General features: G+C 42.0%; 11 protein-coding genes and 1 other annotated feature. Of the genes, 1 reads left to right on the top strand and 10 read right to left on the bottom strand.

Features of this window, described 5'->3' with window-relative positions:
* Window positions 1–55 precede the first annotated feature (55 nt).
* The 8 genes from AOQ32_RS01780 to miaA all read right to left on the bottom strand — a co-directional run bounded on the left by AOQ32_RS01780 (window position 56) and on the right by miaA (window position 6,199).
* On the bottom strand, window positions 56–898 hold the full coding sequence (locus AOQ32_RS01780; protein WP_059393313.1) for an amino acid ABC transporter substrate-binding protein: 843 nt from the start codon (window positions 896–898) through the stop codon (window positions 56–58).
* Window positions 898–1,536 (bottom strand): amino acid ABC transporter ATP-binding protein, encoded by a 639-nt coding sequence (locus AOQ32_RS01785; protein ID WP_059393314.1) that lies wholly within the window; start codon window positions 1,534–1,536, stop codon window positions 898–900. The genes AOQ32_RS01780 and AOQ32_RS01785 overlap by 1 nt, the downstream gene beginning before the upstream one ends.
* A gap of 4 nt (window positions 1,537–1,540) precedes the next feature.
* Window positions 1,541–2,182 (bottom strand): amino acid ABC transporter permease, encoded by a 642-nt coding sequence (locus tag AOQ32_RS01790; RefSeq protein ID WP_059393315.1) that lies wholly within the window; start codon window positions 2,180–2,182, stop codon window positions 1,541–1,543.
* 73 nt (window positions 2,183–2,255) lie between these two features.
* Window positions 2,256–2,488, bottom strand: a binding site (T-box leader).
* A gap of 39 nt (window positions 2,489–2,527) precedes the next feature.
* On the bottom strand, window positions 2,528–3,055 hold the full coding sequence (gene mreD, locus AOQ32_RS01795; protein WP_059393316.1) for a rod shape-determining protein MreD: 528 nt from the start codon (window positions 3,053–3,055) through the stop codon (window positions 2,528–2,530).
* Window position 3,056: 1 nt separating this feature from the next.
* Entirely contained in the window at window positions 3,057–3,911 is an 855-nt protein-coding gene (gene mreC, locus AOQ32_RS01800; protein ID WP_059393317.1) for a rod shape-determining protein MreC, read from the bottom strand.
* 87 nt (window positions 3,912–3,998) lie between these two features.
* Window positions 3,999–5,006 (bottom strand): rod shape-determining protein, encoded by a 1,008-nt coding sequence (locus tag AOQ32_RS01805; protein WP_059393318.1) that lies wholly within the window; start codon window positions 5,004–5,006, stop codon window positions 3,999–4,001.
* Between the two features lie 106 nt (window positions 5,007–5,112).
* Complete coding sequence (locus AOQ32_RS08865) at window positions 5,113–5,286, bottom strand: hypothetical protein (protein WP_168778578.1); 174 nt, start codon at window positions 5,284–5,286, stop codon at window positions 5,113–5,115.
* 13 nt (window positions 5,287–5,299) lie between these two features.
* The gene (gene miaA, locus AOQ32_RS01810) at window positions 5,300–6,199 is read right to left on the bottom strand and encodes a tRNA (adenosine(37)-N6)-dimethylallyltransferase MiaA (protein ID WP_059393319.1); all 900 of its coding nucleotides are present in this window, start codon (window positions 6,197–6,199) and stop codon (window positions 5,300–5,302) included.
* 85 nt (window positions 6,200–6,284) lie between these two features.
* Here miaA and AOQ32_RS01815 point away from each other — a divergent pair, with 85 nt between their 5' ends.
* Window positions 6,285–6,470 carry a DUF3042 family protein gene (locus AOQ32_RS01815; protein WP_047974855.1) on the top strand — a complete coding sequence of 62 codons (186 nt, stop codon included), beginning with the start codon at window positions 6,285–6,287 and terminating at the stop codon, window positions 6,468–6,470.
* Window positions 6,471–6,507: 37 nt separating this feature from the next.
* Here AOQ32_RS01815 and AOQ32_RS01820 read toward each other — a convergent pair whose 3' ends face one another.
* Together AOQ32_RS01820 and AOQ32_RS01825 are read right to left on the bottom strand one after the other, a co-directional pair.
* Window positions 6,508–6,909 carry a rhodanese-like domain-containing protein gene (locus AOQ32_RS01820; RefSeq protein ID WP_059393320.1) on the bottom strand — a complete coding sequence of 134 codons (402 nt, stop codon included), beginning with the start codon at window positions 6,907–6,909 and terminating at the stop codon, window positions 6,508–6,510.
* A gap of 180 nt (window positions 6,910–7,089) precedes the next feature.
* Entirely contained in the window at window positions 7,090–7,785 is a 696-nt protein-coding gene (locus AOQ32_RS01825; RefSeq protein ID WP_059393321.1) for an adaptor protein MecA, read from the bottom strand.
* Between the last annotated feature and the right edge of the window lie 192 nt (window positions 7,786–7,977).

Consider the following 7,977-nt stretch of genomic DNA (forward strand, 5'->3'; position numbering starts at 1 on the left):
TACTCGGTTTTAGCCAAAGAAAAAACGCCCGCAGGCGTTTTTAATACTTTCTCAATTAATTTTGTGCAAACCACTTGTTTTCCAAAGCAGAAACAAAGCCGTCCTTAGTTAATTTCGTCAATTCCTTGTTAACCGCTTCCTTGAGTTCAACATCACCCTTACGGAAACCAACAACATCCTCCGTTTCTGGGAAGCCACCCTTTAGAATTTCATAATCCGCTGGGTTAGCCTGGTGATTGATGTAATAGCGGGCATAGTCCTCATCAACTAACAAGCCATCAATCCGATTAGCGTTTAAATCAGTAAAGGCCTTGTCAAAAGTATCATACTCGACTGGCTTTTGCCCCTTAATATACTGCTTCAAAACCTTTGGCTGATCGTTCAATGACGATTCACCAGAAGAACCGGTTTGAACGCCCAAGACTTTACCGGACATATCAGAAAACTTATTAATGCCCTGGCCCTTCTTAACAACAACGGAAAGAGCTACCTTGTGGTAAACCTGTGAAAAGGCAACCTGTTTTGCTCGAGCAGGTGTCTTGGTATAGCCATTCCAAATGGCATCAATATTACCGGTATTTAACTCAGTTTCCTTCATCGACCAATCAATTGGCTGCCAATTAACCTTGATGCCCAAATCAGAAAAGACCTTATCAGCCAAGTCGATATCAAATCCTTCCAACTTTCCAGAAGAATCCCGGAATCCCATTGGAACGAAGGTATCATCCAAACCAATCGTAATCACTTTTTCCTGCTGAATCTTGGTCCAATTGTCTTTGGTATTGGCATCATTATCTGACTTAGGTTTGGAAAGAAAGGCAACACAACCAGCCACCACGGTAAGAAAGACCACAATCACAGCCGTATTGACAATGATTTTCTTTTTCATCGTAATCATTAGCGCTGGACCTCCTTTTCAAAGTCAAAGACTGTATCCGCCACCTTATCAGCAAATGGCAAATCGTGGGTCACGACTAATTGAGTAACCCCAGCCTTCTTCAAGGCTAGCATCACCTGGCTAACCTGGTCAGTGGTCTTTTCATCCAGGCCAGAGGTTGGTTCATCATAAGCAATAATTTGTGGATCCATTGCTAATGCTCGAGCAATGCCTACCCGCTGCTTTTGACCACCAGACAACTGGTAAGGATATAAGTCAGCTTGGTCAGTCAAGCCTAAAGTTGAAAGCAACTCGTCAGCCTTCTGATTTGCTTCCTTCTCGGACATTTTCTTGACTGTCATCGGTGCCAAAGTCAAATTCTTCTTGACTGTCAAATGTGGGAATAAATTAAAGTCCTGAAAAATCAGTCCAATCTTTGCTGCCAAGGCAGGATCGCCAACTTGGTAAGTCTGGCCGTTTAAATCAATCTCACCATTACTAGCATCCTCTAAACCGGTTAAGGTCTTAATGAAAGTTGTTTTACCGGAACCGGATGGCCCAACAACTACTAGGATTTCACCGTCAGCCATCGTCAGTGATAAGTCTTTAAAAATCACATTATCGCCATAGGCTTTTGTTAAATTTTTAATCGCAATCATAGTCTTACCTCCAAGCACTCAAGCGCTTCTCGCTACGGCGTAGGGCAATCGTAACGACTGCTACCATGGCCAAGTACATCAAGCCAACAATTAAGTATGGTACCAATGAAACGTCTCGGCTGGCTGCAATCGAACCGGCTCGCAAGATATCGCCCAGTCCAATCACATAAATCAAAGACGTATCCTTGACCAAGTTAACAACCTCATTTCCAAATGATGGCACCACAATTTTAATCACTTGTGGCAAGATAATCTTGAAAAAAGTTTGCACTTTATTCAAGCCCAAAACCTGGGCGGCATCGAATTGTCCCTGTGGGATGGCTTGAAGACCACCACGGAAAATTTCTGCCAAGTAAGCTGCATAGTTGATAATAAAGGCAAATGCCGCAGCGTCAAACCGTGAGAATGAAACGCCGACCATTGATAAGCCATAGTAAATGAAAATCAACTGCAACAAGAGTGGTGTTCCTCGCATCAGCCAAATATAGCCGTTTACCAACCAACGCACACTAAAGTATGGCGAACGCATTGCCAAGGACACTAAGATGCCCAACGGAACCGAGCCAATAATCGTAATAAAGAAGACCCCCAAGGTCATTTGCAACCCAGAGGCAATGCTTGGTAGTACTTCAAAAAAATATTTCATCAGGATTTCCCCACTTTCACTGTCAAACTATTAAAACGATGGGAAATAAAAAAGCCCCCTAAGTGCTAAGCACTTAGAGGGCGAATAGACGCGGTCCCACCTCATCGTTGTTTCTTTATTACTAAAGAAACCTCGTGGTGTTAGTTTCCTAACAACCGGTGCGATAACGGGCACAGCCGATGCTACCTACTCAAGGTTCAATAGCACACTCCTAGGTGTGGTTCACCAACAATTCCTGCTTACTCTCAATTCCCGTAAGCTTCCTGAAAAGAATTTGCTAGCTACTCGTCTAGTCAACGTTTTAATTGAAGCCATTATAACCCTGGCCTGGTAAAAAATGCAAGCTTAAATTAATCTTTGATACAAAGACCAGGTTGGATAATAGCCTAAAGCCGCCAACACTAAGTTCAAAGCCGCTGTTGGAAAAACATCTTGAATGATAAACGAAAAAGGTGACAAATTAGCAATGTTAATCATTGAACCGGCAAAATAAGTCACAACAAGATAGGTCAATAAGCCCACCAATAACAAAAGCATCCCAGACATTAAGCGTTCATCAAAATAAGGACGTAGCTTATCCATCAAAATAGTGGCAGCCAAAAAGGCAACCGTATAGGTGCCAATAATGCCCGTATAATAAACATCAAAAAGTAAGCCGAACACAACTACATAGAAATAATAAGGCACGAAGCTTGTCGCCTCAAATTGAATGGCGTAGAAAAACCAAATCAACGTGAGCGTTGGAATAATATGAAAAGGCGGATGGAGTAAAAAAACACCAAACGAAGACATAATATTTCCATCGATGAAAAACAAAAGAATTAAAATCAGCGGATACACAATCCGAAATCGAATAAATTGCCAACCTGCCATATTATGACCCTACCTCTGTCCTGGCCACTAAGACGGTACTCAAACTGCTCAAATCAGAGCTCGATTGAATATAAATCTTACGTGATAGACCGTAATCATCGGTGGTGACCTTTGCCACCTTACCAATCAGAATACCAGACGGCATTGATCCGCCTAATCCTGAGGTAACAACCTTATCACCAGGGTTAATCGTCTGACTTTCAGTGACCTGCCCCATAATCAACAATTTCTGATCTGCATCATAGTCAGTAATAATCCCGTTAACATCACCTTGACTGCCCTTAACAGTGATTGCAAAGCGGTTTGTATCCTCACTCGTATCAGAAATCAACGTCACCTTCGAATTAACCGTATTCACTTCTGAAATACGACCGATCAAGCCAGAATCACCAAGGACGGGCATGCCCTTCTTCAATCCTGATTTAGCACCCTTATTGATCACAAGCTGTGACTGCCAAGTTGTAGGCGAGCGAGCAATCGTTACGGCAGAAATTGTTTCATAATCCGTCAACGTTGCTTTCAAGCCAAGCTGCTTCTTCAACGACTTATTTTCCTCTTCCAAGGTTTGCATCTTAACCTGATTTTGCGCATAGCCGTCTAACTTAGCCTTTAATTTCTGATTTTCATCAAATGTTGACATCAAATTGGAAATTGAATTGGCCCGTGTCCCAATGGCATTCGTTGGCACAGCAATCACGCGTGAAATACCACCAGTGATATCATTAACTGCTCGCTGAAAGAAAGGTGGTGTATTTGTTTTATTGGCCCACCAATTTGATCCGGTAATCAAGCCAACAATAACTATGACTGAGACCATTAAAATCACAGCCGTTTTGGATGAAAATAACTTACGCATGGAATAATCCTTTTCACACCAACTGCCTTGAAAAGAAAAGCGCAGCGCAAGCGCTACGCTTTTTGGCAGTTTACTTAACCTGTCTTATTAGTTTCGTTGCAAAACGTCCAAAGACTTCAATGATTCACCAACACCCTTGACGACGGCATCCAAAGGATCTTCCGCCACGATTACGGGAACCTTCGTAATTCCTTCAATCAAAGTTGACAAACCGCGCAATTGTGCTCCGCCACCAGTCAAGACCATTCCATGGTCAATCACATCGGCAGAAATTTCAGGTTGTGTTGACTCCAATGTTTCACGAATTGAGTTAACCACTTCGTTAATTGGGTCTTGTATTGCCGTTGCCACGTCATAGGCCGAAACCTCAATAGTCTTTGGTAAACCTGTCAACAAGTCACGACCACGAGCCGTCGTTGGTTCCATCATTTTGGCATCTTCCAAAGAAACAGTTCCAACTTCAATCTTCAAACGCTCAGCAGTTGATTCACCGATTGCCAAGTTGTTATTGTTACGGACAAATGATGAAATTGCTTCGTTGAGCTTGTCGCCCGCAAAACGAGTTGAACGAGCTGCAACAATACCACCAAGTGAAATCGTGGCAACATCCGTGGTTCCACCACCAAAGTCAACAACCATTGAACCAGTTGGTTCCATAACTGGCAAACCAGCACCAATGGCAGCCGCAAATGGTTCTTCGATGACATAGGCATCACGCGCACCAGCGACACGGGCAGCATCAATCACTGCACGACGTTCAACCGCCGTAATACGAGCAGGTACCCCAAGTGTCACGTATGGCTTACCTACGCGGCCTCCTAAAGCCTTCTTCAAATAATAAGAAATCATGGCAACTGTCGTGTCATAATCAGCAATAACGCCATCACGCATTGGCCGAATAGCTGCGATACTTGCAGGCGTCCGACCGAGCATGTCGCGGGCTTCAGAGCCAACGGCAATCACTTCTTTCGTTTCAGTGTTACGTGCAACAACTGAAGGTTCACGTAAAACGATTCCCTTTCCTTCGACGTATACATAAGTATTTGTCGTTCCTAAGTCAATACCAACGTTATGTTGTCCAAATGATAATGCCACGATTTTGCCTCTCAATTAAAGTCGACACCCGAAAAAACCGAGTCCGGCCATTTTTAATATAGTTTACTTAAATAGTATTGTAGCATATTTTAATCGCTACAACAGTCTATTTTGCCTGAATATATGTCACTTTTCCTGCTCTTTGAGCGATTCCCTTCACTGTGTTTTGATAGGGAAAAGCAGACCAGGCCTTCTGAAATGCAGGAAAAGTTTCGGGATCAACATCAAAATGATCAATTTTCCCATCTTTTAAATCGCTTAGTGCCTGAGCAAAATCCATTTGCCACTCCTTTTTACTGCTTATATTCTTTCAAAAAATCAGCAACTTTCTGATCAGCAATTGTCCATGCGTTTTGACCATCAATCCATTGTAACCCCGGAATTTGATGACGCCAATAGGTTAATTGTCGTTTGGCATAGCGCCGTGAATTTTGTTGGATGGTTGCTACAACTTCTAAGAGTGTCTGTTGTCCCTCAAAGAAAGGGTAAAATTCAGCATAGCCGATGCCACGACCAGCCTGCAGATTCAAACCACCTTGGTCATATAGGCCTTTGGCTTCTTTCTCAAGCCCCTGATCGATCATAAGCTGAACACGACCATTGATGCGCTCATATAAGACCCCTCTTGGCCACTCTAAAGCCAAAATCAGTCCAGTATAGTCTGGGCGCTTAGGCCGATTAACTTGCCCGTGACGGGCGATTTGAATTGCTCGAATGACCCGCTCCTTATTTTGCAGGTCAACTCTATTCAATAATTTCTCGTCAGCCAATTGCCTCAATTTGACTTGCAGCTCCTCCAAAGATTTTTTCTGGTCTTCTCGAACCTCTTCTTCGTCTGATTTAGCAAAATCCAATGACTGAAAACCCAGCAGTGCTTTGACGTAAAAACCGGTCCCACCAACCACAATTGGGATTCGCCCTGAATGAACCGTTTCTAAAATTGCCTGATCTGCCAATGAGAGAAAATCAGCCACCGAAAAATCAGCAGTTTTATCTGCCACATCAAGCAAATAATGAGAAACCCCTTCACGTTCTTGAATGGGTGTTTTGGCTGTACCAATATCCAACCCCTGGTAGACCTGCAAAGAATCAGCCGAAATAATGTTACCGTTATACTTTTTAGCTAGCTGGATCGCCAAATCTGATTTACCAGAAGCAGTTGGTCCTGCAATTACAATTACTGGGATTGACATATTCTACCTCCATTTTACAAATAGGGATTTACAAAGTCTTTTATTTCAACGATAATGTTAAGAAAAGATGGAAAGGAGATTGAGGATGAAAAAAGATTTTAAATTTGGCTTGGCAACAGGCGTGCTTGGCTCAGCCCTAGCCGTTCTTTCAGCCGGCTTTGGCTATAAGAAATTGGTCCAAGAGCCAAAAGAACAAGAACAAGAAAACTATGAAGAGGTTTCCCGTGCTGCAATTCGCAAATCAGTTGCCGCTCATCAATCACGCTTCTAATAGTTACTAAAAAAGAATCGCTAAGCGATTCTTTTTTTTAGCTCTTCTTTTGCTCCGTCACTTGACGATAGCCACCAGCCATCAAGAAAATTTGACTCTTAGCCATCCCTTCCTTGCGAAGATGACGCGCAACAGAGCTTGCACCAGATAATGTATCCCCGTACAAGTAAACCGGCATATCTTGGCGCAAACCAGACTTTCCTTGTGAGAAAGTTAATGCTGGCATGTTTCGAGCTCCCCTTAAGTGATTACGCTTATAGGGTTCCTTGTCACGGACATCAACCAATTGACCGTGGTTTTCTGCCTGCTGTGCCATAAAGTCTTCTGCCTTTAAAACAGTTCCCCGTTGCTTGGCCATGATGCGCGTACCAAGGGCACTAACCACATAAAAAACAAACCAAATAACTAAGACCCAGGTGATAACAAGCAAGATATTCATGAAAATGCACTCCAATGCTAAATAATGATACTGCTATTATACCTGATAACAGAGCAGGAAGAAAATCTATTTTAGAAAAAGGATTGACTGTTAACAACCAATCAAAAATTTATTCAATCAACAAGTTCACAATAAGACATAAAAAAATGGAAAACCTTTTCAGATTTTCCATCAGTCATTTTATTCAGCTAAAAACAGTTGGTTCAACGATTGTACTGCCTGATTTTCGAACAAAGCCTTACCATGTTCTGACAAAACAGCCTCATTTAACTTAGCATAACGCCCGAACTCAACAATCGTGGCAGACAAAGTATTGTATTCAGCAGCTGTCAACGACATCTTTGTTGAATCCAACACTAAGTAATAGTGACCTTTGTAGAAATAGGCACTATTGTCACCAGTAAATGTTTCCAACCGGTCTGAAAGTGACAAAAGCAAATCAAAGTCAGCTAATTCAACAACATCAATATGACCATCAACACTCTTCTTTACAGCATTTTTTTCATCATCATGCGCCATCAAAGCCATTTTTTGCTCAAATGAAACATCGTCAATTGCTTCTTGGTTAACGACATCAGTATCATCATCACTGCGCTCACCAACAATGTTTGCTAACAAATCATTTAAAGCATCTTGATCATCAAGACGAGAAATAAATAATTCCAAGCCATTTTGGTTAGGCAAAACTTGAAAAGAAACTTTGTCATTATCAACAAAATCCTCTTCTGTATCAATTTCAGATAAAATGTTATAAAAGAAAGATTCAATTTTATTACGATCGCTGAGCAAATCACGAACCGAAGTCCCGCGGTCTTGAAGGTCCTCATTTTCAATCATGACCCGAATAGTGTTATCGTTAATTCGTTCCATTTCCATAAGTATTCACCTCAACTTTGATTAACTTCAATGCCAAACCAAAGCATCCTGTTACTATTTACTATATTTTAAACTGTATATAAATAAAAAACAACAGAGGAACTGATATTCATCAATTCCCCCGTTGTCATTATATGTATCGGCATCGCGTCGTCCTATCCTCGCAGCCAGCGTTCCGGCAACTACTTTCGG

Origin of the sequence: Fructobacillus tropaeoli, from assembly GCF_001047135.2 — a bacterium.
Taxonomy (GTDB): domain Bacteria; phylum Bacillota; class Bacilli; order Lactobacillales; family Lactobacillaceae; genus Fructobacillus; species Fructobacillus tropaeoli.

Bases quoted from the DNA above. Each gene is read 5' to 3' on its own strand.
- AOQ32_RS01780 (WP_059393313.1), bottom strand. From the start codon at position 898: ATGATTACGATGAAAAAGAAAATCATTGTCAATACGGCTGTGATTGTG.
- AOQ32_RS01785 (WP_059393314.1), bottom strand. From the start codon at position 1,536: ATGATTGCGATTAAAAATTTAACAAAAGCCTATGGCGATAATGTGATT.
- AOQ32_RS01790 (WP_059393315.1), bottom strand. From the start codon at position 2,182: ATGAAATATTTTTTTGAAGTACTACCAAGCATTGCCTCTGGGTTGCAA.
- mreD (WP_059393316.1), bottom strand. From the start codon at position 3,055: ATGGCAGGTTGGCAATTTATTCGATTTCGGATTGTGTATCCGCTGATT.
- mreC (WP_059393317.1), bottom strand. From the start codon at position 3,911: ATGCGTAAGTTATTTTCATCCAAAACGGCTGTGATTTTAATGGTCTCA.
- AOQ32_RS08865 (WP_168778578.1), bottom strand. From the start codon at position 5,286: ATGGATTTTGCTCAGGCACTAAGCGATTTAAAAGATGGGAAAATTGAT.
- miaA (WP_059393319.1), bottom strand. From the start codon at position 6,199: ATGTCAATCCCAGTAATTGTAATTGCAGGACCAACTGCTTCTGGTAAA.
- AOQ32_RS01815 (WP_047974855.1), top strand. From the start codon at position 6,285: ATGAAAAAAGATTTTAAATTTGGCTTGGCAACAGGCGTGCTTGGCTCA.
- AOQ32_RS01820 (WP_059393320.1), bottom strand. From the start codon at position 6,909: ATGAATATCTTGCTTGTTATCACCTGGGTCTTAGTTATTTGGTTTGTT.
- AOQ32_RS01825 (WP_059393321.1), bottom strand. From the start codon at position 7,785: ATGGAAATGGAACGAATTAACGATAACACTATTCGGGTCATGATTGAA.